A 21,578-nucleotide genomic window follows, 5' to 3' on the forward strand; every position below is an offset into this window, starting at 1 on the left:
CGGCGCGTTTCGGGCGGTGGGGGCGGCGATGGACGAGGTTACGCAGTGGCTTGTCGACCACAAGATTCCGGTCGGCAAGGGGATCGAGGCGGCGGTCAATTTCATCAAGGATTACAGCCTCGATTTCTTCGACTGGTTCTCGGACACGGTGAGCGCGGTCGTCGACGGGTTCACCGCGCTGCTGACCGGCACGCCGCCGCTTCTCCTCATTCTCGTCCTGGCCGGGCTGGCCTTCGCCCTGCGGCGGTCGTGGCGGCTGTCGCTTTTCGTCGCGCTTGCGCTGCTCTTCATTCTCAACCAGGGCTATTGGAAGGAGACGCTGGAGACCCTCTCCCTCGTCGTCTTCGCGACCATGGCGTCGATGGCGATCGGCGTGCCGGTCGGCATCGCGGCGGCGCGGCGGCCCTGGCTCTATAATGCCCTGCGTCCCATCCTGGACCTGATGCAGACCCTGCCGACCTTCGTCTACCTGATCCCGACATTGGTGCTCTTCGGCCTCGGCGCCGTGCCGGGGCTGATCTCGACCATCGTCTTCGCCCTGCCGGCGCCGATCCGCCTGACTTATCTCGGCATTTCCGCCGTGCCGAAAACCCTGGTCGAGGCGGGGGAGGCATTCGGCGCCTCGCGCACCCAGCTTCTGCTGAAGATCGAATTGCCCCATGCCCTGCCCACGATCATGGCGGGCCTGACCCAATGCATCATGCTGTCCCTGTCCATGGTGGTGATCGCGGCGCTGGTCGGTGCCGGCGGGCTGGGGGTGCCGGTGGTGCGGGCGCTCAATTCGGTCCGGGTCGCCATGGGGTTCGAGGCCGGCCTCGCCATCGTCGTCCTTGCCATCATCCTCGACCGGGTGTGCCGCCAGCCGGACCGGCCGAAGGGGCGCTGAGATGGCGGCGGTCGAATTCCAGGCGGTCGATATTCTCTTCGGCGCCGATCCCGGCGCCATCGCCGAGGCGACCCGGCGCATGGATGCCGGCGGCACGCGCGAGGATATCCTGGCCGCGACCGGCGTCATCGTCGGCGTTTCCCGCGCCAGCCTGAAGGTGAGGGCGGGGGAGATCTGCGTCCTCATGGGGTTGTCCGGGTCCGGCAAATCGACCTTGCTGCGCGCCGTGAACGGCCTCAACAAAATCTCGCGCGGCAAGGTCCTGGTCGCCGACGGCGAGCGCCAGGTCGATATCGCCGCCTGCGATGCGAAGACGCTGCGCCGCATGCGCACCACCCGCATCGCCATGGTGTTCCAGCAATTCGCCCTGCTGCCCTGGCGCACGGTGCGGGAGAATGTCGGCCTCGGCCTCGAACTGCGCGGCATGAAGCCGGCGGAACGCCGCCGCATCGTCGACGGGAAGCTGAAACTCGTCGCCCTCGACCGCTGGGCCGACAAATACGCCAGCGAATTGTCCGGCGGCATGCAGCAGCGCGTCGGCCTCGCCCGGGCCTTCGCCACCGATGCCGACATCCTGCTGATGGACGAGCCGTTCTCGGCCCTCGACCCCCTGATCCGCACCCGGTTACAGGACGAATTGCTGGACCTTCAGCGCAATCTGAAGAAGACGATCATCTTCGTCAGCCACGATCTGGACGAGGCGCTGAAGCTCGGCAATCAGATCGCCATCCTCGAGGGCGGGCGCATCGTCCAGGCCGGCACGCCGGAAGACATCGTGCTGCGCCCCGCCGACGATTACGTGCGGGAATTCGTCCGTCACATGAACCCGCTGAACATTCTCCGCGCCGGCGGCCTGGCGACCGCGATCGGCGACCTGCCCCGGATCGAGGGGGACGTCGTGCTCGATGCCGGGCGCGGCCTGCATCTCGCCCTTGACGGGGCGGGGCAGGCGCTGGCCGCCCGGCTGGCGGGGGCGGCGTGCCCGCTCTGGCCCCATGCGGCGGGGGAACTGCCGCCGGCGGGCGCCCTCGTCCTGGCGCCGCCCGACCTGCTGCTGCGCGAGGTGGTCGAACTGCGCCGGGCCAGCGGCCTGCCCGTGGTGCTGGCGGCCGACGGCCGGGTCAGCGCGCTGTGCCGCGAGGACGATCTCTTCGGCGCCCTGGCGGGGGACGGATGGCGCGCGTGAGGGGCCGGGTGTAAGGTCGGGCGATACGATTCCCGCTGCCGGTCCCGCCTTGTCCCGCCGTCTGCCCCCGCTCGTCGCCCTGCGTGCCTTCGAGGCGGTCGCCCGCCTGGGCGGCACGCGCCGTGCCGGCGACGATCTCAATGTCTCCCACACGGTGATCAGCCGCCACCTGCGCAATCTCGAGGATTGGGCCGGCGTCCGCCTGACCGAGCGCGACGGCCGGGGCATCGCGCTGACCCCCGAGGGCCGGCGCTATTTCGAGGCGATCGCGCAAGGCTTCGACCTGATCGCCGCCGCGACGGAAGAACTGTCGCCGAAGGGCGGCGCCGGCGAGATGCGCATCTTCTGCGTGCCGGGCCTTGCGGTCCGCTGGCTGACCCGGCGCCTTTCCGCCCTGGAGGCCGCGCTCCCGGGGGTCGAGATCGTGTTGCAGCCGACCGACCGTTCGCCCGATTTCGCCCGGGGCGAGGCCGATGCCGAGATCGGCTTCAACCTGCGCGGCCAGCCGGGCACGACCCTGGCGGCATTGCTGGCGCCCCGCTTCTTCCCGGTGGCGAGCCCGACCTTCGTCGCCCGCCGCGGCCCCTTCGCCGGCCCCGCCGATATGGCCGCCGCCCCCCTGATCCACGAGGAAAGCCGCGAGCAATGGCGCCAATGGCTGGCGCTGGCCGGGCTGGACCCGGTGCCGGCCCTGCACGGGCCCCGGCTGTGGCACGCGGATGCGGCGGTCGAGGCCGCCTTGCAGGGCCAGGGCATTGCGCTGGCCAACGCCCTGCTGGTCGGCGACGACCTTGCCGCCGGGCGCCTGGTCGAGGTGCTGGAAACCGACATCAGCCTCGGCACCTATGCCCTGCGTGCCCCCCAGGCCAGCTGGGGCGACCGCAACACCGCCCGCTTGCGGCACTGGCTGGCGGCGGCCATGGCCGGCAATGCGGCCGGCGGGGAGGGCGGATGATCGCCAGGCGGCCCCGGGCACTCGGCCGGCTGCCGCTTGGGAAACGGGACTTTGCGTGAACGGCAATGCCATTCCCCGCATGGGATGCGGAGATGATCCTTGCCTCCTGCGGAGAATGGCGGCATGAATCTCCGCAACGGGTGCGGTGATTATGGCCTATATCCACGGACGCAGCGACTGGCCGAATTTGCGCTGGAGCGATGAACGGATCGCCCGGCCTCTGGCCGCCATGCGTCATCGACAGGGGCGGCTGATCGGGCGCATGGAGGCGCTGGGCTTTCCGTTGCAGGAAGAGGCCGTACTTCATGCCCTGACCGAGGATGTCCTGAAGTCCAGCGAGATCGAGGGCGAGATACTGGACAAGGGTCAGGTCCGCTCTTCCATCGCCCGGCGTCTGGGCATGGACATCGGCGGATTGGTTCCAGCGGATCGCAATGTCGAAGGCGTTGTCGAGATGATGCTCGATGCGACCCGGAACTACGCAAAACCCCTGACCACCGAACGGCTGTTCGGCTGGCACGCCGCCCTCTTTCCCACCGGGCGCAGCGGCATGGCCCGCATCACGGTCGGCGCATGGCGTGACGATGCCACCGGCCCCATGCAAGTCGTGTCGGGTCCGATGGGACGCGAGCGTGTCCATTATCGGGCGCCGGCAGCCGCGCGGCTGGATACGGAGATGGCCCGGTTCCTCAATTGGTTCGAGAGTGCCGATCCCGATCCGGTGCTCAAGGCCGCGATCGCCCATCTGTGGTTCGTGACCATCCATCCGTTCGATGACGGCAACGGGCGTATCGCCCGCGCTATTGCCGATCTGGCCCTTGCGAGGGCCGAGGGCACGCCGCAACGCTTCTACAGCATGTCGGCCCAGATCAGGACCGAGCGCAAAGCCTATTACGACATGCTGGAAGCGACCCAGCGCGGCGATCTGGACATCACGCCGTGGTTGCTGTGGTTCATCGGCTGCCTGGACCGGGCGTTCGACGGTTCCGAAGCGATCCTTGCCGGCGTCATGCACAAGGCACGGGTGTGGGAGAGGCTGGTCGCCCAGCCCCTGAACGAACGGCAGCGCATGATGGTCAACCGGCTGCTCGACGGGTTCGAGGGCAAGCTGACCAGTTCCAAATGGGCGAAGATCGCCAAGACCTCGCCGGACACGGCGCTGCGCGACATCAATGATCTGGTTGAGCGGGGGATACTCGTGAAGGACCCGGCCGGTGGACGGAGCACCAGCTATTCCATCGCGCCGGAGGCTTGACTCCCGCCACCTGTCATTCAGCCTAGATCGCGCATCGGGCGGGGTCGAGTTCCCTGGGCAGGATGTCCGGAAACACGCCGTATAGACCCTGGCGGAATTCGAACAATTCGGCCAGGGCGTGGGCGATCGGCTTCACATTGCTTTGGTACGCCGCCGCCGGCAGGTTCTGCTTCATGTAGAAGGCAAGCCCGTCCAATTGGCCGATGATGCCGGCGGCCATGCCGTCCAGCCGGAGGGCCGTGTCCCTGTCCATGGTCCTTGTCCTCGCGGTTTGCCCAGGCCATGAAAGCGCCAAACGCCGTCTTTCTCCACAAGGTTCGCCGCCGGCACTTTTGTCCAAGACCGGCGATGCCGGCGCCGCCATGATCGGGCGATGACGACAGGACCCGACACCCCCACCCCCTGGACCGAATTCCGCGACGGGCTGACCACGGTCTTCCCGGCGATCGCCGCGGCTGTGCCCTTTGCCCTGCTGATCGGCGCGCTGGCCGTCGACAAGGGCTTGAGCGCGCTTGAAAGCGGCCTGATGTCGGCCCTGGTCTTTGCCGGGGCGTCGCAATTCGTGGCCCTGGACTCCTGGTCCGCGCCGGCGCCCTGGCTGGCGCTGGGGCTGACGGCCCTGGTGGTCAACCTGCGCCACGGCTTGATGAGCCTGTCGCTGGTTCGCCACCTCGGGCTGTTCCCGCGCTGGCTCCGCCCTCTCGCCCTGCTCCTGATGGTCGACGAATCCTGGGCCTTCGCCGAGGCGCGGGCGGCGCGCCACCCGCTGACGCCCGCCTTCTATGCCGGGCTGACCGTGGTCTTCTACCTGTCCTGGGTGGCGGCGACCCTGGCCGGGGCGGCCCTGGGCAGCCTGCTGCGCGATCCGAAGGCGCTGGGCCTCGACTTTACCTTCATCGCCATTTTCATCGTCCTGATTCTGGGCTTCCGCGCCCGGCCCGGCTTTGCCGCCATCGTGCCGGCCAGCGCCGGTACCGCCGCCCTGGTCGATGCCCTCTATCCCGGTCCCTGGTCGATCATGGCCGGGGCGCTGGCCGGGGTTCTGCTCGCCATGCTCCGGCCGGTGCCGGGGGCGAGGGAAGCGTCATGAGCCTCGACCTGCACACCGTGCTCGCCATTCTCGCCATGGCGGCGGCGACCGCCTTGCCCCGGCTGTGCGGGCTGCTGCTGCCTGCGGGCTTCCGTTTCCGCGGCCGGCTCGCCGCCGGTCTCGAGGCGATGCCGCCCGCCGTCCTCGCCGCCATCGTGGCGCCGACGCTGCTCACCACCGGCTGGGCCGAAACCCTGGCCGGGTTCGCCGTGATCCTGGCCGCCTGGCGCCTGCCCATGATCGCGGCAATCGCCACCGGCATCCTGGCCGCGGCCGGCTTCCGCGCCCTGATCGGCTGACGGCCCTGCGGAATGAACGTTCATTCCGCAGGGCGGGGAAGGGGGGGAGGGCTGCGCATTTATTTTTGCCGCGGTTCGCGCCACCCTGTGGCGTGCCGATTTCCGGTACGGCTTGCCCCGTGGCGCTGGCCTCGCTAGCTTGCGCGCCCGGCGGCAAGGTCAGTCCCGGCGATGGATGAGGTGAGACGATGGGCCCCTATGTACTGGTGGCGGTGGGTGGTGCTGCGGGGTCGGTGCTGCGCCTCGCGGTGGCGCGGCTGGCACAGGCGGCGCTCGGGGCCGGCTTTCCCTATGGCACGCTCGCGGTCAACCTGTCCGGCAGCCTGGTCATGGGCGCCCTCGCGGCCCTGTTCGCGGCGCGTGCGGGCGACGATCCGGCGCGCCTGTTCCTGATGACCGGGGTGCTGGGCGGTTTCACCACCTTTTCCGCCTTCTCGCTCGATGCCTATGGGCTGTGGGCGCGGGGCGAGGCGGGGGCGGCGGCGCTCTATGTCGCCGCGTCGGTGGTCCTGTCGATCGGGGCGCTGGTGGTCGGTTTCTGGTTGGTCAGGCAGGTTGTGGCATCATGAGCACGGTGGTTCTGCGCAAGGTCGAGGCGGCGGATGCGGACATGCGCCTGGACCGCTGGTTCAAGCGCCATTATCCCGACCTCGGCCACGGCCGACTGGAGAAATTGCTCCGCACCGGCCAGGTCCGGGTCAACGGCGGGCGGGTGAAGGCGGCCGACCGCCTGGCGACCGGCGACGAGATCCGCGTGCCGCCCCTGGGCGAGGCGCCGAAACCCACCGCCCCCAAGGCCGACGGCCCGCCGCCCCTGACCGGCAAGCTGGCCGAAATCGCCGCGTCGCTGAAGAAAGCCATCATCCATCGCGACGACCGGGTGATCGTGATCAACAAGCCGCCGGGCCTCGCGGTCCAGGGCGGCAGCGGCCTCAACGACGCCCATCTCGATGCCGCCTTGGACGCGCTCCGCTTCGGCGCGGCGGAACGGCCGAAACTGGTGCACCGGCTGGACAAGGATACTTCCGGCGTGCTGGTCCTGGCGCGCGACCGGCTGGCGGCATCGGCCCTGACCAAGGCGTTCCGCGCCCGCGATGCGGCCAAGACCTATTGGGCGCTGGTGGCCGGCGTGCCCCGGCCCGCGCGCGGCCGGATCAACCTGGCCCTGGCGAAGGAAGGCCCGGCCGGCCACGAGAAGATGCGCGCCGTCACCCATCCGGAAGACGATGACGACGCAAAGCGCGCCGTCACCTATTACGCCGTGGTCGAACAGGCGGGCGGGCGGGTCGGCTGGCTGGCGATGCGGCCGCTGACCGGGCGGACCCACCAGTTGCGCGCCCATGCCGCTTTCCTCGGCACCCCCATCGTCGGTGACGGCAAATACGGCGGGGCCGAGGCTTTCCTCACCGGCGGGGTCAGCCGCAAGCTGCACCTGCATGCCAGGGCGATCGACATCGCCCACCCGGACGGCGGCCGCCTGACGGTGACGGCCGAACTGCCGCACCACATGGTGGAAAGTTTCAAGCTCCTCGGCTTCGATGCCACGGCCGGGGCGGATGTCTTTGCGGAACTGGACGAATGAAGCGTTTCTGGAAACAGGCCGAAGCGGTCGAGACGGCCGGCGGCTTCGCCATCGCCCTGGACGGCAAGCCGATGCGCAGCCCGGCCAAGCGCCCCCTGGTGGTGCCGACCCGGGCCCTGGCGGAAGCGATCGCGGCCGAATGGAACGAACAGCCGGCGGACTTCAAGGCCGAGGCCCTGGTGCTCACCCGCTATGCCAATACAGCGGTGGACCGGGTGGCCGATCTCCGGCCGGACGTGGTCGCGGAACTGGCCCATTACGCCGGCACCGACCTCCTGTGCTACCGGGCCGTCGAGCCGGACGATCTGGTCGCCCGCCAGGCCGCGGCCTGGGACCCCTGGATCGAGTGGGCGGGCCGGCGCTTCGATCTCGCATTGCGGGTGACCGCCGGCCTGATGCCCATCGCCCAGGACGCGGCGGTGGTCGCGCGCATGGCCGCCGCCCTCGATCGCCGGGCCGACGCGGAACTGGCCGCCCTGCACACGCTGGTCGGCATTCTCGGCTCCCTGGTCCTGGCGCTCGCGGTCGCCGAGGGCGAATTGGCGCTCGACGACGCCTGGCAGGCGAGCCGGGTCGACGACGACTACCAGACGGAGAAATGGGGCGAGGACGCCGAAGCGGCGGACCGCGCCGCCCGCCAGCGGGCGGATCTCGGCCATGCCCATCGTTTCTTCGGCCTGCTGCACGCCTGACGGCGGGGCGTGCGGGGGGCATGCAACAATTTTGTCGCCGGCCGCAAGCCCCCTATCCGTCGCACTGGAACGTGCGACTATTTGATGATAACAGACCCCAGTCTTTCGCGTCCGCGGCACTATAGCGCGTTGCCGCACCGTAGCCGGCCGACCGGCGCGGTTCTTGGGGGGTCTGATGCACCATATTCTCCGCCAGCTCGAAAAAAAGCGTGAAGAGGCCCGTCTCGGTGGCGGGCAGAAGCGTATCGACGCGCAGCATGCCAAGGGCAAGCTGACCGCGCGCGAACGCGTCGAACTCCTCCTCGACGCCGGTTCCTTCGAGGAATACGACATGTTCGTCGAGCACCGCTGTTCCGATTTCGGGATGGCGGAGCAGAAGGTCGCCGGCGACGGCGTGGTGACCGGCTGGGGCACCATCAACGGCCGCCAGGTCTTCGTCTTCTCGCAGGATTTCACGGTCTTCGGCGGCTCGCTGTCCGAATCCCACGCCACCAAGATCTGCAAGATCATGGACATGGCCCTGAAGGTCGGCGCGCCGGTGATCGGCCTCAACGATTCGGGCGGCGCCCGCATCCAGGAAGGCGTCGCCTCCCTCGGCGGCTATGCCGACGTCTTCCTGCGCAATGTCGATGCCTCGGGCGTCATTCCGCAGATCTCGGTCATCATGGGGCCCTGCGCCGGCGGCGCGGTCTATTCCCCCGCCATGACCGACTTCATCTTCATGGTGAAGGACAGTTCCTACATGTTCGTCACGGGCCCCGACGTGGTGAAGACCGTGACCCAGGAAATCGTCACCCAGGAAGAGCTGGGCGGCGCCGTCACCCATACCGCCAAGTCGTCGGTCGCCGACAATGCCTTCGAGAATGACGTCGAGGCGCTGTACGAAACCCGCCGCCTGTTCGACTTCCTGCCCCTGTCGAACAAGGAAAAGCCGCCGGTCAGGCCCTTCTTCGACGATGTGGAGCGGATCGAGAACAGCCTGGACACCCTGGTCCCGGCCAACCCGAACAAGCCCTACGACATGAAGGAACTGATCGCGAAGATCGTCGACGAAGGCGATTTCTTCGAGATCCAGCCGGCCTTCGCCAAGAACATCATCACCGGCTTCGCCCGTCTCGAAGGCTCGACCGTCGGCATCGTCGCCAACCAGCCGATGGTGCTGGCCGGCTGCCTGGACATCGACAGCTCCCGCAAGGCGGCGCGCTTCGTGCGCTTCTGCGACGCCTTCAACATCCCGATCCTGACCCTGGTGGACGTCCCCGGCTTCCTGCCCGGCACGGCGCAGGAATACGGCGGCATCATCAAGCACGGCGCCAAGCTGCTCTTCGCCTATGCCGAGGCGACGGTGCCGAAGGTGACCGTGATCACCCGCAAGGCCTATGGCGGCGCCTATGACGTCATGTCGTCCAAGCACCTGCGCGGCGACGTCAACTATGCCTGGCCGACCGCCGAAATCGCGGTGATGGGCGCCAAGGGCGCGGTCGAGATCATCTTCCGCACCGAGATCGGCGACGCGGAAAAGATCGCGGCGCGGACGGCCGAATATGCCGCCAATTTCGCCAGCCCGTTCAAGGCGGCGAACCGCGGCTTCATCGACGAGGTGATCATGCCTCATTCGACCCGCCGTCGTGTGGCGCGGGCCTTTGCGATGCTCCGTAACAAGGAGATCCAGGTCCCGGCCAAGAAACACGACAATATTCCGCTCTGACCGGTTGGTGGGTTCAAAGATGTTCAAGAAGATCCTGATCGCGAACCGCGGCGAGATCGCCTGCCGCGTCATCAAGACCGCCCGCAAGATGGGCATCAAGACGGTCGCCGTCTATTCCGATGCGGATGCCGATGCGCTCCACGTCGAAATGGCGGACGAGGCCGTGCATGTCGGCGCCCCGCCGGCGGCCGAGTCCTATCTGATCATCGACCGGATCGTGAAGGCCTGCCTCGATACCGGCGCCGAAGCCGTTCACCCCGGCTATGGCTTCCTGTCGGAAAAGGCGAACTTCTGCGCGGCACTCGAAGCGCATGGCATCAAGTTCATCGGGCCGAACGTGCGCGCCATCGGCGCCATGGGCGACAAGATCGAGAGTAAGAAGCTGGCGGCCGCGGCCGGCGTCAACACCGTCCCCGGCTATCTCGGCGTCATCAAGGATACCGACGAGGCGGTGAAGATCGCCCAGGAAATCGGCTATCCGGTCATGATCAAGGCGTCCGCCGGCGGCGGCGGCAAGGGCATGCGCATCGCCTGGAACGAGGCGGAAACCCGCGAGGGCTTCCAGTCCGCGACCAATGAAGCCCGTTCGTCGTTCGCCGACGACCGCGTCTTCATCGAGAAGTTCGTGACCTCGCCCCGCCACATCGAGATCCAGGTGCTGGGCGACAAGCACGGCAACGTGGTCTATGTGAACGAGCGCGAATGCTCGATCCAGCGCCGCAACCAGAAGGTGATCGAGGAAGCCCCGAGCCCGTTCCTGGACGAAGCCACCCGCAAGGCCATGGGCGAACAGTCGGTCGCCCTGGCCAAGGAAGTGGACTACGACAGCGCCGGCACGGTGGAATTCATCGTCGACGGCGAGCGCAACTTCTACTTCCTCGAGATGAACACCCGTCTCCAGGTGGAACACCCGGTCACCGAACTGATCACCGGCATCGACCTCGTCGAGCAGATGATCCGCGTCGCCTATGGCGAGACGCTGGCGATCAAACAGGAAGACATCGGCATCAATGGCTGGGCGATCGAATCCCGCGTCTATGCCGAAGACCCGACCCGCGGCTTCCTGCCCTCGATCGGCCGGCTGACCCATTACGATCCGCCGGCGGAAGGGCCGGACGGCAATGGCGTCATCGTCCGCAACGACACGGGCGTGTTCGCCGGGGCCGAGATCTCGATGTTCTACGACCCGATGATCGCGAAGCTGTGCACCCATGCGCCGACCCGCGAACAGGCGATCGACGCCCAGCGCGCGGCGCTGGACGCCTTCTACATTCGCGGCATCAGCCACAACATCAGCTTCGTCTCGGCGGTGCTCGGGCACGAGCGCTTCCGCTCGGGCCGCCTGACCACCGGCTTCATCGCCGAGGAATTCCCCGACGGTTTCTCGGGCGGCACGGTCGATGCCCTGGCGCTCGACAATCTGACGGCGGCGGCGATCGCCCTGCATCGCCGCACCCAGGAGCGCGAGATCCGGATCTCGGGCCAGTTGACCAACCACGGCCGCAAGCTCCAGACCGAGTATGTGGTCCAGGTCGGCGACGACAAGCGCAGCGTCTCGGTCGAGAATGCCGAGGGCGGCTATGACGTCACCTTCGGCGGCCGGCTGCTCGCGGTCCGCACCGATTGGGTGCCGGGCTCGAAGCTGCTGCGCGGTTCGGTGAACGGCAAGCCGGTCATCGTCCAGGTCGAGAAGAAGGGCGAGGGCTTCCGCCTGTTCCATTCGGGCGCCGAGGTGGTGGTGTCCGTGCGCACGCCGCGCGCGGCCCAGCTCGCCGCCCTGATGCCGGTGAAGCTGCCGCCGGATACCTCGAAGTTCCTGCTCTGCCCGATGCCGGGACTGATCGTCTCGATCAATGTGAGCGAGGGCGAAGAGGTGAAGGCGGGCCAGACCCTCGCGGTCGTCGAAGCCATGAAGATGGAAAACGTCCTCAAGGCGGAACGCGACGGCAAGGTGGCCAAGGTCAAGGGCAAGAAGGGCGACAGTTTCGCCGTCGACCAGGTGATCCTCGAATTCGAGTGAGCGCAGGACCTGTTGTGATCGAAGGGCCCCGGCGCGAACCGCCGGGGCCTTTTGCTTTGGAGAGTGCAGGGCATGAAAACGATCCGCCTGATCATTTCCGGCCGGGTGCAGGGCGTCGGCTATCGCCATTTCGCCGCCGGCAAGGCGCGCCTGCTCGGCCTTGACGGCTGGGTGCGCAACCGGCTGGACGGCACGGTCGAAGTGCTGGCCCGGGGCGAGGCGGCGGTGCTGGACGAATTGGTCGCCGCCTGCCGCCTCGGCCCGCCGGCCGCCATCGTCGGCGGCATCGACAGCCGGCCGGCGGAGGACGTGCCCGCGCCCGGCTTCATCCAGCGCGAAACGGCGTGAGGCGGCCATGGCCGGGGCAACCGTAACCCTGTGGCGCCCGGTCGGGCCGGCGGAGCTGGACCTGATCCGGGCCGCCGGCATGCGCGCCTTTCCGCCTCGGCTGGCGGACCAGCCGATCTTCTATCCCGTCCTCTCCGAGGCCTATGCGATCAAGATCGCGCGGGACTGGAACGTGCCGGCCAGCGGCCTGGGCTTCGTCACCCGCTTCGAGGTGCGGCGCGATTATCTCGACCGCTACCGGCCCCAGCCGGCGGGGGGGCGCGAGCACCTGGAATATTGGATCCCGGCGGCGGCGCTGCCGGACTTCAACGCCGCGATCGTCGGGGAGATCGAGGTCAACCACGGTTTTCCCTGACGTCGAATGCAAATGGCGCAAGGAACCCCCAACCATGTCATGGGTTGACGTTCGTGGGGGCAATTGCAACATCTGGCGCATTCGCCTCGGAGCCTCGATGTACCGTTATCTGACCTGGGCTGTCGGCATTCTGGCCCTCGCCCCCGTGGTGGGCGCGATCGGCTACGACCTGACGATCGAACGCCTGGCCCTTGCCCATGCGGTGACCGCGCGGGAAGAGACCGTGCGCCCGGCGGGCGAGGTTTCCAACGAAGGCGTGGAGCGGATCGTGGTCATGCCGCTGCAGCCCGCCGAGGCGGACCGCCGCACGGTCCAGGTGAATGCCAGCGGGCCGGTGGTCGCCGCCACCCGCCAGGAGATGGGCTCCGCCGTCCATCTCCAGGGGGCGCCCGAGGTCTTCACCGAATCGGCCGCGGGCAGCGCTTGGGTGGAATTGTCGCCGGCGGTGGCGGCCAAGCTCGCCGGGCGCATGGCGCGCATCACCCTCTGGGCCCGGGCCGACCGGCAGAATCCGTCGCGCGAATTCGCCATGGCCCTGACCATCGACGGCGGCCCGGCCGAATGGACCCGCTTCACCACCAATACCGTCGCCTATGAAAGCTATGCCTTCAACGTGCCGGTGCCGGCCGATGCGGCGGGCAGGACCCTGCGGGTCATGATCATGCCGGACATGGACCAGAAGGGCGCCGCGATCGCCGCCAGCCACCTGATTATCGACCGCGTGCTCCGCCCCGGCGAGGCCGACCCCGCCACCATCGGCCAAGGTCGCTGATCGGTTCGTCGCTGATCGGGCCGGCGCTGATCAGGCTGCCGCAGACGACTGGTGGACCAGCGGCAGGCCGAACACATCCTCGAAGGTGTCGAGCAGGGCGATATCGACATCCGCCATCGTCACCGGCAGGCCGAGGTCGACGAGGGAGGTGACGCCATGCGCGCTGATGCCGCAGGGCACGATGCCGGTGAAATGGCCGAGGTCCGGCTCGACGTTCAGCGACAGGCCGTGAAAGGTCACCCAGCGCCGCACCCGGACGCCGATGGCGGCGATCTTGTCCTCGCGGGCGAAGGGGGCCTCGCCCCGGGCGACCCAGACGCCGACCCGGCCGTCGCGCATCTCGCCCGTCACGTTGAAGCGGGCCAGCGCCGCGATCACCCATTTCTCCAGCTTGCAGACGAAATCGCGCAGGTCCCGGCCGTGTTTCGCCAGGTCCAGCATGACATAGACCACGCGCTGCCCCGGCCCGTGATAGGTGAAGCGCCCGCCGCGCCCGGCGTCATAGACCGGGAAGCGCCCGGGGGCCAGCAGTTCGTCCGCCGCAGCACTGGTGCCCGCGGTATAGAGCGGGGGGTGCTCGACCAGCCAGATCCGCTCCCGCGCGGTGCCGGCGCGGATCGCCTCCACCCGCTGCTCCATGGCGGCGAGGGCGGCCGGGTAATCGGTCAGGCCCGGGGCGATGACCCATTCAATCACATTGGCAGGGGCGATCGCATCGGCGGGGGCGTCGGGCGGCGTGTCCATGATCGATCCTGTTAACCTGAAACTAAGGATGTCGGGTAAGACTGGCCTCATCCATCGGAGGGGTCAGCCTTGTCCGCAGTCGGCGAAGTCTTCATCGATATATCAGTGGTGCTCGGCCAGTCGACCATGCCCATTCATCAATTGCTGAAAATGGGGCGCGGCGCCGTCATCGAACTGGACGCGAAGGAAAGCGAGCCGGTGATGATCCTGGCCAACGGCCGGCCCATCGCGCGCGGGGAAATCGTGCTGTCCGGCGACCGCATCGCCGTTTCCGTCACCGAACTGCTGTTCGGCAACAATCGCTGAAACCGATCGCCCATGCGCCTGCATCATGGCAGGGGCGCAAGGGTGGCTCCCTGGCGGTTCAGGCGTATTGATCGACGATCTTGCCCATGCCCTCGGGGGCCTGGGGCGCGGCAGCTGCCGTCTCGACCAGGGCGAGCACGCTCTGGCGCTGGAAATCCGCATTCTGCCGCAGAAACGCGAGGGAAGCCTCGGTGCGGGTCTGGCTGGTGGTCATGGCCACGGCGAGCGATGCAAGGTCGGTCATGGTTTTTCTCCACCCCATCCTATAGCCCGTGCCCCCTTAACCACAAGTTAAAACAAAATAAAACTGTTCAATAAAACTGTTCAAATAGCCATTGCGTGGAAGGCGGTGAACCCCATATGGTCCGCAACCAATTTGCAATGCGGCGGAGTCCGTCGCAATGCCGTCGAGGTTTCCATGCTGCCGCTGGCGCTCGATCTGTCCAATCTGCCGGTCGCCGTCGTCGGCCGGGGCGATGTGGTGCTGAAGCGCCTGCGCCTGGTGGACGAGGCGGGGGCGCATTCGGTCGCGGTCTATGCGCTGGAGCCGGGGCCCGAGCTGGCGGCGGCGGCGGGCGACCGGTTGCGGCCGGGCGTGCCGGAGGCGGCGGCGCTGGCCGGGGTCCGGCTGGTGATCGTCGCCGGTCTCGAGCGGGGGCAGGCGGCATCGGTGGCGGCGGCGGCCCGGTCGGTCGGCGCCCTGGTGAATGTCGAGGATGTGGTCGAGCTTTGCGATGTCCATCTACCGGCGCTGGTCCGGCGGGGCGACCTGACCATAGCAGTCTCGACCGCGGGCCGCAGTCCGGCCCTGGCCCGGCGGTTGCGCCGCCATCTCGAGGGCGAGTTCGGCCCCGAATGGCAGGAGCGCCTGCGGGAACTGGGCGAGGCCCGGCGTGTTTGGCGTGAACAGGGTCTGACGCCGGGAGAGGTTTCCCGGCGCTCGGATGCATATCTGGATGAGAAGGGATGGCTGGCATGAACGCGCTTGCCGCCGATCGCAAGCAATGGGCCCGCGACCATGCGGCGGCCCTGCGCAATCTTTACGGCCCCCTCGACGGCGAGGGGCTGGTCAAGATCATGTCCCAGCTCGAATTCCGGGGCCGCATCGCCCTGGTCTCGTCCTTCGGCGCCGAATCGGCGGTCCTGCTGCATCTGGTCGCCAAGGTCGATCGCTCGATCCCGGTGATCTTCCTCGATACCGACAAGCTGTTCGGCGAGACCCTGCGCTATCGCGACCGCCTGACCCGGCTGCTCGGCCTGACCGACGTCCGCACCATCGAGCCCGACCCGGTCGAGGTCGAGCGGCGCGATCCGAACGGCGTCCTCTGGCGCGACAATCCGGACGCCTGCTGCCGGCTGCGCAAGGTCGAGCCGCTGGCCCGCGCCCTTGAAGGCTTCGATGCCTGGTTCACTGGGCGGAAGCGCTTCCAGACCAGCGAGCGCGCGGCCCTGCCCAACGTCGAATCGGCCAACGGCCTGGTGAAGGTCAATCCCCTGATCTCCTGGGACCAGGAGGCGCTGGAAGCCTATCGCGTCGCGTATAACCTGCCGCCCCATCCCCTGGTCGAGGACGGCTATGTCTCGATCGGCTGCATGCCCTGCACCGACCGGGTCGCCGATGGCGGCGAGTATCGCGACGGCCGCTGGGCCGGCACCGGCAAGCGCGAATGCGGCATCCACCTGGAGGCCGAGGGTTCCGGCATCTGAGCAGGAACCGGCGGCGCCCGGGCCCATGTGGCCGCGATCGGCGGCAAGCGCATTGCCGGTTTCCAATGCGCGAAATCGTGAACACTCGAAAACACGCTTGCTCCCGCGGGCCGGATTTGCTACCAACCGCGCCTGCCCGATGCGGTCGTGGCGGAATGGTAGACGCGCAAGCTTGAGGTGCTTGTGGGGTAACTCCCGTGGAAGTTCGAGTCTTCTCGACCGCACCAAACTGAAAAAGCCCGGACCTGCTGGTTCGGGCTTTTTTCATGCCCGCTGTTTTCGGAATGACGCACAATCGGCCGCGAATCTGCCGGTGACGGCCAAAAATCGAAATGCGGAGGAGCAATGAGCGAGCTTGTCCATTACGCCCGCCAGGGCGATGTCGGGGTCATCACCATCGACAGCCCGCCGGTGAATGCGCTGGGCCAGGCGGTGCGCGCCGGCCTGGCCGCCCGCCTGGCCGAGGCGCTGGCGGACGAGGGGGCGAAGACCATCGTCCTGACCGGCGCCGGCAAGGCATTCTCCGCCGGTGCCGATATCCGCGAATTCGGCAAGCCGCCGGCCGGCCCCTCCCTGCCCGAGGTGATCGATGCCTTCGAACTGTCGCCGAAGCCGGTGATCGCGGCGATCGGCGGGGTGGCGCTGGGCGGCGGTCTCGAACTGGCGCTCGGTTGCCATTACCGTGTCGCCTCGCCCTTCGCCAGCCTCGGCCTGCCCGAGGTGAAGCTCGGCCTCATCCCTGGTGCTGGCGGCTGCATCCGCCTGCCGCGCCTGACCGGGATCAGGGCGGCGGCCGATATCATGATCGCCGGCGAGCCCCTGGATGCCGCCAGGGCCGAGGCGGCGGGCATCGTCGACCGCGTGGCCGAGGGCGATGTGGTCGCCGCCGCGGTCCGCCTTGCCGGGGAAGGGGTGGGGCACCGCCGCACCCGCGACCTGCCGCTGGCGGGCGATGCGGAACTGCTGGCCGCCGTCACCCGCGACGTCGCCAAAAGGACCCGGGGCCTGTTCTCGCCGCTGCGCATCGTCGAGGCGATCGAGGCGGCGACCCGCCTGCCCTTCGAGGAGGCGCTGCGGCACGAGCGCGAGCTTTTCCTCTCCTGCCTCGCCTCGCCCCAACGCAAGGGCCTGATCCATGCCTTCTTCGCCCCGCGCGAGGCGGCCAAGGTCCCGGGCATCGGGCCCGAGGTGAAGCCGCGCCGGATCGAGACCGTGGGCATCATCGGCGCCGGCACCATGGGCGGCGGCATCGCCATGTCGTTCGCCAATGCCGGTATCCCGGTCACCCTGCTCGAAACCAGGGCGGAGGCGCTGGAGAAGGGCCTTGCCACCATCCGCGCCAATTACGAGGCGACCGCCGCCAAGGGCCGCATCACCGCGGCCGAAGTCGAGGCCCGGACCGGCCTCATCCGCGGCAGCCTGGACTATCAGGACCTCGCCGGTGCCGATCTGGTGATCGAGGCGGTCTTCGAATCGATGGCGGTGAAACACGAGGTATTCCGCACGCTGGATGCCGTCTGCAAGGCGGGCGCGGTGCTGGCGACCAATACTTCCACCCTCGACATCGACCGGATCGCCGAGGTGACGGGCCGGCCCCAGGATGTCGTCGGCATGCATTTCTTCAGCCCGGCCAATGTCATGAAGCTGTTGGAGAATGTCCGCACCCGGCGCACGGCCCCGGACGTCCAGGCGACGGTGATGGAGGTCGCCCGGCGCATCGGCAAGGTCGGGGTGATGGTCGGCGTCTGCTATGGTTTCGTCGGCAACCGCATCCTGCACGCCCGCAACCGCGAGGCCGTCGCCCTGGTCAACGAAGGCGCGACGCCGCAGCAGGTGGACAAGGTCCTGACCGATTTCGGCTTCGCCATGGGGCCCTTCGCCACCTCCGACCTCGCCGGCCTCGACGTCGGCTGGCGCATCCGGGAGGAAAGGCGGAAGGCCGGCGATCCGGAGGTCGACGCGCCGAACTGGCTGGATGCCCTGGCCGAGCGCGGCCGCTTCGGCCAGAAGACCCGGGCCGGCATCTACCGCTACGAGGCCGGCAGCCGCACCCCCGTCCCGGACCCGGAGACAGAAGCCCTGATCGCCGACTATCGCGCCGCCGCGGGCATCGCCACCCGGGCCGTGGACGACCGGGAAATCCTGGAACGCTGCCTGTTCATGATGGTGAACGAGGGCGCCCGCATCCTCGACGAGGGCATCGCCGCCCGCGCTTCCGACATCGACGCCATCTGGCTGAACGGCTACGGCTTCCCGGCCTATCGCGGCGGCCCCATGTTCTGGGCGGAACAGGAGGGGCTGGACAAGGTGGTGGCCGGGATCGAGGCCTATCACGCCCGCCTCGGCACCGGGCCCTGGGCGGTGGCGCCCCTGCTGCGGCGGGTGCTGGCCGCAGGCAGGGGCTTCGCCGGCTGATGATCCCACCCGGGCGCGGGCTTGCCCCCCGCGACCTGCCTCCTTATGGCCTTGAAGGAAGGGAAGCCGTTTTCCGCTCGATGGCCGCTTCGGCCGGGCACGCGACCGATTCCGACGACAGGTCTTCAAGAATGGGAGCAGGCCCTTGACGACGACGAAGAAGACACCCTGTGCCTGGGTCAGTCGAGCGTTCAAGACAACCTCGCTCACCCGATATATCGTGCCTGAGAACTACAAAGAAAATCTCGAAGAGATGGCAGATGTTGTTCTCCGCAACAGGCAAGGAATCCCTTTGCCATCGGAGCGATTTCCAAAAATCTTCTATGGAGAATATCCGGAAAGAAAAATCGAAAAACTGCCAGATCTCTTTGAGGCAAGTGGGTTTTGGATAATCTCGTCTCGCCTTTTAGATATTTTCCATTGTTTCAACATGGAGAACACATCATTTTATAAGATAAAGATTTTCCAGCACGATAATATTACACCTGTTGATGGGAATTATTACTGCATTAATTTTGGTGATCGAAAGGAAACGTTCCTGCCTGAAGCATCACCCAGAGCCAGGAAGATTTACCCTGACAAGGACATCTGGACCCTGAATAGTGCACCAAAGGATGACGATATTGCCCTTGCTGGCGCCGCACTTGACGGAGCGGACCTCTGGATCGAAGAGCCACGGTTTACCAGAGCTTTTTTCCTGAGCGACGGCTTGGTTACAGCCCTGCGGAAGGCAAAATTGACTCGCCATTTTGGCCTTTATCGATGCCGGATTCATCATCGCTCCGACGCGGCGATCTTTCACAACAGTATCATCTGAGACGGCGAACCGGTTTTCGCTTTGCCTGAAGAAATGCTATCCCGCCAGGGCGAGGGCGGAGAGCACCAGGGGCAGGCGGTCGTTGCCGAAATACATGTCCGTCCCGTCGACGAACATGGTGGGGGAGCCGAAGCCGCCCCGCTCGATCAATTCCGCGGTATTGGCGCGCAGCCGGTCCTTCAGGTCCGGCTGCGCGATCGCCCGGAAGAAATCCTCGCGGTCGAGGCCGACGCGGTCCAGCACCGGCGCGATCGCCGCATCCTGCGAGATATCTTCCAGCCGGCCCCAATAGGCTTCGAACAGGGCGCGGGCATAGGGGACGAGCACGCCCGCCGCCTCGGCGACGAAACAGCCGCGCATCGCCTTCACGCTGTTGACGGGGAAGACCGGCGGCTGGCCGATGGCGATGCCGGCCTCGCGCGCCCAGTCCTGAAGATCCTTGTGATAATAGCGCAGCTTCACCGGGTTCGGCTTTTCCCGCCAGGCATAGACGCTGTCGTTCACCGCGTTGAACACGCCCCCGACCAGGAACGGCCGGAACACGAGTTCGGCGCCGCCCGCGGCCGCCACCTGCTCGATGCGGGAGAAGGCGAGATAGGTCCAGGGACTGGAAATATCGAAGAAGAATTCGAGCTTCGGCACGGACGCCCCCCTTTGCTTTCTTGTTGTCGCCGGCGCCTGCCATGACACACTCCCCGGCGGTGCCGGGGCAAGCCCTTCGAGCGAACGGCCGATTCAGTGGATCGGCAAGGCGCTCGAATGTCCTTGAAGAGAATGCTTTCTCCAGGCCCAGCGACAGGAAAGGCAAATCCGATGACGGCGGCCCTGACCCTCTACACCAATCCCATGTCCCGCGGCCGGATCACCCGCTGGATGCTGGAGGAAACCGGCGTTCCCTATGACGTCCGGGTGCTGGACTATGGCACCACCATGAAGGCGCCCGAATATCTGGCGATCAATCCCATGGGCAAGGTCCCGGCGCTTCGCCACGGCGACCTGGTGGTGACCGAGGCGGCGGCGATCTGCGCCTATCTGGCCGATGCCTTTCCCGCCGCCGGCCTGGCCCCGGCCCTGGCCGATCCGGCGCGCGGAACTTATTACCGCTGGCTGTTCTTCGCCGCCGGCCCGCTGGAAGCCGCCGTCAGCAACAAGGCGCTGGGCGTCGACGTGCCGCCGGAGCGCCGCGCCCTGGTCGGTTACGGCTGTATGGCCGATGTCCTCGATACGCTCGAAGGGGCGATCGCGGGCAAGGACTATCTGCTGGGCGCGACCTTCAGCGCCGCCGACGTCTATGTCGGGGCGCAGGTTTCCTGGGGCCTGCAATTCGGCACGATCGAGGCCCGGCCCGCCTTCGCCGCCTATGCCGAACGGCTGGAGGCCCGCCCGGCCTGCCGGCGGGCGTCGGCGGCGGACGATGCCCTGATGCCGCCTTCGGCGTGATGGCGCCGGTCTTCTCCATCCTCGACCAGTCGCCGATCCGGGCCGGCGGCACCCCGGCCCAGGCGGTGGCGGAAACGGTCGAACTGGCGAAGCTGGGGGACCGGCTCGGCTATCACCGCTTCTGGTGCGCGGAGCATCACGCCTCCGCCGCCTTCGCCGGTTCGGCGCCCGAGGTGCTGATCAGCCATCTCGCCGCCGTCACCCGCCGCATCCGGGTCGGCAGCGGCGGGGTCATGCTGTCGCATTATGCGCCGCTGAAGGTGGCCGAAGCCTTCCGCATGCTGGAAACCCTCTACCCCGGCCGGATCGACCTCGGCCTCGGGCGGGCGCCGGGGGGCGATCATGTCGCCGCCGCGGCCCTGCGCGTCGGGCCGCAGGCCTATGGCCCCGAAGTCTTTCCCGAGCTTCTGGTCGATCTCTGCGGCTTCCTGCGCGGTTCTCTTGCCGCCGGGCACCCGTTCGCGCGGGTCCGGGCCCAGCCCCAGGGGCAGGGGATGCCGGATCTCTGGCTGCTCGGTTCCGGCGGCGATTCGGCGGCCTATGCCGGGGCGCTGGGGGCGGGCTTCGCCTATGCCCATTTCATCAACCCGGACAATCTGCGTTCGGCGCTCGAGGCTTACCGCCGCAGTTTCCGTCCCGGCCTCAACGACCGGCCGCGGGTCATGCTCGCGGTCTTCGCCCTCGCCGCCGACAGCGCCGCGGAGGCGCGGCATCTGGCGCGGACCCGGGACCTCTGGGTGCTGAACCTGCTGGCCGGGCGGGACATTCCCTTTCCCGATCCCGACAGTTTCGATCCCGCCGCCCTGCCCGAAGAGGCCCGCCGCCGGCTGGACCTGATGGCGGCGCGCGGCATCGCCGGTCCGGGCGACGAGGTCAGGACCCGATTGCACGAGATGGCGGAAACGGCCGGGGCGGAGGAAGTGATGGTGGTGACCATCACCCATGATTTCGCCGCGCGCTGCCGCTCCTACGAATTGCTGGCACCCCCGGCCTGAAAGGAC

General features: G+C 67.8%; 25 protein-coding genes and 1 tRNA gene. 22 read left to right on the plus strand and 4 right to left on the minus strand.

Going from position 1 to position 21,578, the window contains the following annotated elements:
• Positions 1-28 precede the first annotated feature (28 nt).
• The 4 genes from choW (at position 29) to DKG75_RS20925 (ending at position 4,282) form a co-directional block, all read left to right on the plus strand.
• A complete protein-coding gene (choW, locus tag DKG75_RS20910) occupies positions 29-886 on the plus strand; it encodes a choline ABC transporter permease subunit (protein WP_109923137.1) in 858 nt (285 codons plus the stop codon).
• Between the two features lies 1 nt (position 887).
• Positions 888-2,072, plus strand: coding sequence for a choline ABC transporter ATP-binding protein (gene choV / locus DKG75_RS20915; protein ID WP_109923138.1), 1,185 nt, complete (start codon positions 888-890; stop codon positions 2,070-2,072).
• A gap of 49 nt (positions 2,073-2,121) precedes the next feature.
• Positions 2,122-3,027: a LysR substrate-binding domain-containing protein gene (locus DKG75_RS20920; RefSeq protein WP_109923139.1), complete on the plus strand. Its 906-nt coding sequence runs from the start codon at positions 2,122-2,124 to the stop codon at positions 3,025-3,027.
• Positions 3,028-3,178: 151 nt separating this feature from the next.
• Positions 3,179-4,282 carry a Fic family protein gene (locus DKG75_RS20925; RefSeq protein WP_425086501.1) on the plus strand — a complete coding sequence of 368 codons (1,104 nt, stop codon included), beginning with the start codon at positions 3,179-3,181 and terminating at the stop codon, positions 4,280-4,282.
• A 22-nt stretch (positions 4,283-4,304) separates the two neighbouring features.
• Here the strand turns inward: DKG75_RS20925 and DKG75_RS20930 are convergent, their stop codons facing one another.
• Positions 4,305-4,535, minus strand: a complete 231-nt coding sequence (locus DKG75_RS20930; protein ID WP_109923140.1) for a hypothetical protein — start codon at positions 4,533-4,535, stop codon at positions 4,305-4,307.
• Positions 4,536-4,655: 120 nt separating this feature from the next.
• Between DKG75_RS20930 and DKG75_RS20935 the strand changes: the two genes are divergently transcribed.
• The 10 genes from DKG75_RS20935 to DKG75_RS20980 all read left to right on the plus strand — a co-directional run bounded on the left by DKG75_RS20935 (position 4,656) and on the right by DKG75_RS20980 (position 13,148).
• A complete protein-coding gene (locus DKG75_RS20935; protein ID WP_109923141.1) occupies positions 4,656-5,372 on the plus strand; it encodes an AzlC family ABC transporter permease in 717 nt (238 codons plus the stop codon).
• Positions 5,369-5,671 (plus strand): AzlD family protein, encoded by a 303-nt coding sequence (locus DKG75_RS20940; protein WP_109923142.1) that lies wholly within the window; start codon positions 5,369-5,371, stop codon positions 5,669-5,671. Before DKG75_RS20935 ends, DKG75_RS20940 begins: the two co-directional genes overlap by 4 nt.
• Positions 5,672-5,859: 188 nt before the next feature.
• Positions 5,860-6,240: a fluoride efflux transporter CrcB gene (gene crcB / locus DKG75_RS20945; protein ID WP_109923143.1), complete on the plus strand. Its 381-nt coding sequence runs from the start codon at positions 5,860-5,862 to the stop codon at positions 6,238-6,240.
• Complete coding sequence (locus DKG75_RS20950; RefSeq protein WP_109923144.1) at positions 6,237-7,253, plus strand: RluA family pseudouridine synthase; 1,017 nt, start codon at positions 6,237-6,239, stop codon at positions 7,251-7,253. Before crcB ends, DKG75_RS20950 begins: the two co-directional genes overlap by 4 nt.
• Positions 7,250-7,945, plus strand: a complete 696-nt coding sequence (locus DKG75_RS20955) for an ATP12 family chaperone protein (protein ID WP_109923145.1) — start codon at positions 7,250-7,252, stop codon at positions 7,943-7,945. Before DKG75_RS20950 ends, DKG75_RS20955 begins: the two co-directional genes overlap by 4 nt.
• Positions 7,946-8,120: 175 nt before the next feature.
• Positions 8,121-9,653, plus strand: coding sequence for an acyl-CoA carboxylase subunit beta (locus DKG75_RS20960; RefSeq protein ID WP_109923146.1), 1,533 nt, complete (start codon positions 8,121-8,123; stop codon positions 9,651-9,653).
• A gap of 19 nt (positions 9,654-9,672) precedes the next feature.
• Positions 9,673-11,673, plus strand: a complete 2,001-nt coding sequence (locus DKG75_RS20965; protein ID WP_109923147.1) for an acetyl-CoA carboxylase biotin carboxylase subunit — start codon at positions 9,673-9,675, stop codon at positions 11,671-11,673.
• A 72-nt stretch (positions 11,674-11,745) separates the two neighbouring features.
• Positions 11,746-12,021 (plus strand): acylphosphatase, encoded by a 276-nt coding sequence (locus DKG75_RS20970; protein ID WP_109923148.1) that lies wholly within the window; start codon positions 11,746-11,748, stop codon positions 12,019-12,021.
• Between the two features lie 7 nt (positions 12,022-12,028).
• Positions 12,029-12,376, plus strand: coding sequence for an ADP-ribosylation/crystallin J1 (locus DKG75_RS20975; protein ID WP_109923149.1), 348 nt, complete (start codon positions 12,029-12,031; stop codon positions 12,374-12,376).
• A 97-nt stretch (positions 12,377-12,473) separates the two neighbouring features.
• On the plus strand, positions 12,474-13,148 hold the full coding sequence (locus tag DKG75_RS20980) for a hypothetical protein (RefSeq protein WP_109923150.1): 675 nt from the start codon (positions 12,474-12,476) through the stop codon (positions 13,146-13,148).
• Positions 13,149-13,178: 30 nt separating this feature from the next.
• Here DKG75_RS20980 and lipB read toward each other — a convergent pair whose 3' ends face one another.
• The gene (gene lipB / locus DKG75_RS20985; RefSeq protein WP_109923151.1) at positions 13,179-13,892 is read right to left on the minus strand and encodes a lipoyl(octanoyl) transferase LipB; all 714 of its coding nucleotides are present in this window, start codon (positions 13,890-13,892) and stop codon (positions 13,179-13,181) included.
• A gap of 69 nt (positions 13,893-13,961) precedes the next feature.
• Here lipB and DKG75_RS20990 point away from each other — a divergent pair, with 69 nt between their 5' ends.
• A complete protein-coding gene (locus tag DKG75_RS20990) occupies positions 13,962-14,198 on the plus strand; it encodes a FliM/FliN family flagellar motor switch protein (protein WP_109923152.1) in 237 nt (78 codons plus the stop codon).
• A 58-nt stretch (positions 14,199-14,256) separates the two neighbouring features.
• Here DKG75_RS20990 and DKG75_RS20995 read toward each other — a convergent pair whose 3' ends face one another.
• A complete protein-coding gene (locus DKG75_RS20995; RefSeq protein ID WP_166646573.1) occupies positions 14,257-14,442 on the minus strand; it encodes a putative motility protein in 186 nt (61 codons plus the stop codon).
• Between the two features lie 174 nt (positions 14,443-14,616).
• Between DKG75_RS20995 and DKG75_RS21000 the strand changes: the two genes are divergently transcribed.
• The 5 genes from DKG75_RS21000 to DKG75_RS22825 all read left to right on the plus strand — a co-directional run bounded on the left by DKG75_RS21000 (position 14,617) and on the right by DKG75_RS22825 (position 19,137).
• A complete protein-coding gene (locus DKG75_RS21000; protein ID WP_109923154.1) occupies positions 14,617-15,177 on the plus strand; it encodes a precorrin-2 dehydrogenase/sirohydrochlorin ferrochelatase family protein in 561 nt (186 codons plus the stop codon).
• Positions 15,174-15,905: a phosphoadenylyl-sulfate reductase gene (locus tag DKG75_RS21005; protein WP_109923155.1), complete on the plus strand. Its 732-nt coding sequence runs from the start codon at positions 15,174-15,176 to the stop codon at positions 15,903-15,905. The genes DKG75_RS21000 and DKG75_RS21005 overlap by 4 nt, the downstream gene beginning before the upstream one ends.
• A gap of 141 nt (positions 15,906-16,046) precedes the next feature.
• Positions 16,047-16,132: transfer RNA gene (locus DKG75_RS21010), tRNA-Leu, on the plus strand.
• A 118-nt stretch (positions 16,133-16,250) separates the two neighbouring features.
• The gene (locus tag DKG75_RS21015; protein ID WP_109923156.1) at positions 16,251-18,320 is read left to right on the plus strand and encodes a 3-hydroxyacyl-CoA dehydrogenase NAD-binding domain-containing protein; all 2,070 of its coding nucleotides are present in this window, start codon (positions 16,251-16,253) and stop codon (positions 18,318-18,320) included.
• Between the two features lie 145 nt (positions 18,321-18,465).
• The gene (locus DKG75_RS22825) at positions 18,466-19,137 is read left to right on the plus strand and encodes an imm11 family protein (RefSeq protein ID WP_133637056.1); all 672 of its coding nucleotides are present in this window, start codon (positions 18,466-18,468) and stop codon (positions 19,135-19,137) included.
• Positions 19,138-19,173: 36 nt separating this feature from the next.
• On the opposite strand, the gene DKG75_RS21020 is transcribed toward DKG75_RS22825, so the two are convergent.
• Complete coding sequence (locus DKG75_RS21020) at positions 19,174-19,779, minus strand: 2-hydroxychromene-2-carboxylate isomerase (RefSeq protein ID WP_109923157.1); 606 nt, start codon at positions 19,777-19,779, stop codon at positions 19,174-19,176.
• A gap of 171 nt (positions 19,780-19,950) precedes the next feature.
• On the opposite strand from DKG75_RS21020, the gene DKG75_RS21025 reads away from it, so the two are divergent.
• Both DKG75_RS21025 and DKG75_RS21030 read left to right on the plus strand, forming a co-directional pair.
• Positions 19,951-20,577, plus strand: a complete 627-nt coding sequence (locus DKG75_RS21025; RefSeq protein ID WP_109923158.1) for a glutathione S-transferase family protein — start codon at positions 19,951-19,953, stop codon at positions 20,575-20,577.
• Positions 20,577-21,572, plus strand: coding sequence for an LLM class flavin-dependent oxidoreductase (locus tag DKG75_RS21030; RefSeq protein WP_109923159.1), 996 nt, complete (start codon positions 20,577-20,579; stop codon positions 21,570-21,572). Before DKG75_RS21025 ends, DKG75_RS21030 begins: the two co-directional genes overlap by 1 nt.
• Positions 21,573-21,578: the final 6 nt, after the last annotated feature.

The sequence above is a fragment of the Zavarzinia compransoris genome, from assembly GCF_003173055.1.
GTDB classification, from domain to species: domain Bacteria; phylum Pseudomonadota; class Alphaproteobacteria; order Zavarziniales; family Zavarziniaceae; genus Zavarzinia; species Zavarzinia compransoris.

Coding starts and splice junctions, on each gene's coding strand:
- choW (WP_109923137.1), top strand. CDS start 29: ATGGACGAGGTTACGCAGTGGCTTGTCGACCACAAGATTCCGGTCGGC.
- choV (WP_109923138.1), top strand. CDS start 888: ATGGCGGCGGTCGAATTCCAGGCGGTCGATATTCTCTTCGGCGCCGAT.
- DKG75_RS20925 (WP_425086501.1), top strand. CDS start 3,179: ATGGCCTATATCCACGGACGCAGCGACTGGCCGAATTTGCGCTGGAGC.
- DKG75_RS20930 (WP_109923140.1), bottom strand. CDS start 4,535: ATGGACAGGGACACGGCCCTCCGGCTGGACGGCATGGCCGCCGGCATC.
- DKG75_RS20935 (WP_109923141.1), top strand. CDS start 4,656: ATGACGACAGGACCCGACACCCCCACCCCCTGGACCGAATTCCGCGAC.
- DKG75_RS20940 (WP_109923142.1), top strand. CDS start 5,369: ATGAGCCTCGACCTGCACACCGTGCTCGCCATTCTCGCCATGGCGGCG.
- crcB (WP_109923143.1), top strand. CDS start 5,860: ATGGGCCCCTATGTACTGGTGGCGGTGGGTGGTGCTGCGGGGTCGGTG.
- DKG75_RS20950 (WP_109923144.1), top strand. CDS start 6,237: ATGAGCACGGTGGTTCTGCGCAAGGTCGAGGCGGCGGATGCGGACATG.
- DKG75_RS20955 (WP_109923145.1), top strand. CDS start 7,250: ATGAAGCGTTTCTGGAAACAGGCCGAAGCGGTCGAGACGGCCGGCGGC.
- DKG75_RS20960 (WP_109923146.1), top strand. CDS start 8,121: ATGCACCATATTCTCCGCCAGCTCGAAAAAAAGCGTGAAGAGGCCCGT.
- DKG75_RS20965 (WP_109923147.1), top strand. CDS start 9,673: ATGTTCAAGAAGATCCTGATCGCGAACCGCGGCGAGATCGCCTGCCGC.
- DKG75_RS20970 (WP_109923148.1), top strand. CDS start 11,746: ATGAAAACGATCCGCCTGATCATTTCCGGCCGGGTGCAGGGCGTCGGC.
- DKG75_RS20975 (WP_109923149.1), top strand. CDS start 12,029: ATGGCCGGGGCAACCGTAACCCTGTGGCGCCCGGTCGGGCCGGCGGAG.
- DKG75_RS20980 (WP_109923150.1), top strand. CDS start 12,474: ATGTACCGTTATCTGACCTGGGCTGTCGGCATTCTGGCCCTCGCCCCC.
- lipB (WP_109923151.1), bottom strand. CDS start 13,892: ATGGACACGCCGCCCGACGCCCCCGCCGATGCGATCGCCCCTGCCAAT.
- DKG75_RS20995 (WP_166646573.1), bottom strand. CDS start 14,442: ATGACCGACCTTGCATCGCTCGCCGTGGCCATGACCACCAGCCAGACC.
- DKG75_RS21000 (WP_109923154.1), top strand. CDS start 14,617: ATGCTGCCGCTGGCGCTCGATCTGTCCAATCTGCCGGTCGCCGTCGTC.
- DKG75_RS21005 (WP_109923155.1), top strand. CDS start 15,174: ATGAACGCGCTTGCCGCCGATCGCAAGCAATGGGCCCGCGACCATGCG.
- DKG75_RS21015 (WP_109923156.1), top strand. CDS start 16,251: ATGAGCGAGCTTGTCCATTACGCCCGCCAGGGCGATGTCGGGGTCATC.
- DKG75_RS21025 (WP_109923158.1), top strand. CDS start 19,951: ATGACGGCGGCCCTGACCCTCTACACCAATCCCATGTCCCGCGGCCGG.
- DKG75_RS21030 (WP_109923159.1), top strand. CDS start 20,577: ATGGCGCCGGTCTTCTCCATCCTCGACCAGTCGCCGATCCGGGCCGGC.